This window comes from Pseudotabrizicola alkalilacus, assembly GCF_003443995.1.
Taxonomy (GTDB): Bacteria; Pseudomonadota; Alphaproteobacteria; order Rhodobacterales; family Rhodobacteraceae; genus Pseudotabrizicola; species Pseudotabrizicola alkalilacus.
In genome coordinates this window covers 1-553 of the sequence record NZ_QWEY01000086.1, presented here as the reverse complement: position 1 = coordinate 553, position 553 = coordinate 1, and the positions used below count along the sequence as shown (strand labels likewise).

1 protein-coding gene is annotated in these 553 nt (G+C 66.0%); it reads right to left on the bottom strand.

What is annotated here, in order from left to right; genetic code table 11:
- Nucleotides 1-150: 150 nt before the first annotated feature.
- Nucleotides 151-553 (bottom strand): LuxR C-terminal-related transcriptional regulator (locus D1012_RS22145; RefSeq protein ID WP_199489614.1); only part of this gene is annotated, 403 nt, incomplete at its 5' end.

Genomic DNA, 553 nt, shown 5'->3' with positions numbered 1-553 from the left:
GCTCTGAAACCAACAAAAAAAGCGAAGTCACTGGATCCCCGCCAAGAGCATGCGGGGATAACGAGCAGAGCCAAGAGCTGGATTCCTGCTTGACCAGCCCTTCGGCTGTTGAGAACCGCAGGAATGACGAGCAAAAAAAGCAAGAACGACCTAGGCGGTATCGAGCGGCAACGCCAGCCGCTGCGCCGCCGCCAGCGCCGCAACGCGCGAATCGACGCCGAGCTTGCGATAAATCTGCTTCAAGTGAAATTTCACCGTGTTCTCGGACAGCCCGAGCAGGCGCCCGATGGCCTTGTTCGAGCGGCCACGATGGAGTTCGCGCAGCACGTCGAGTTCGCGGCTGCTGAGTACGCCGGCGTCGTCGGCCTGCTGCGTGCGCAGTTCGCGCTGCACGCGCAGCAGGAAGGCGCGCTGCGCGCCGAGCGGCGGCAGGGCGCGCGCGTCGTTGAGCGCTTCGCGGATCAGTGCGTCGGCCGACGGCGGCAGGTTGAAGAACAGGCGCACGGCGTCGACGCCGCCGGCGAAGTCGAGCGCGCGGGCGAGGCGCGCGACC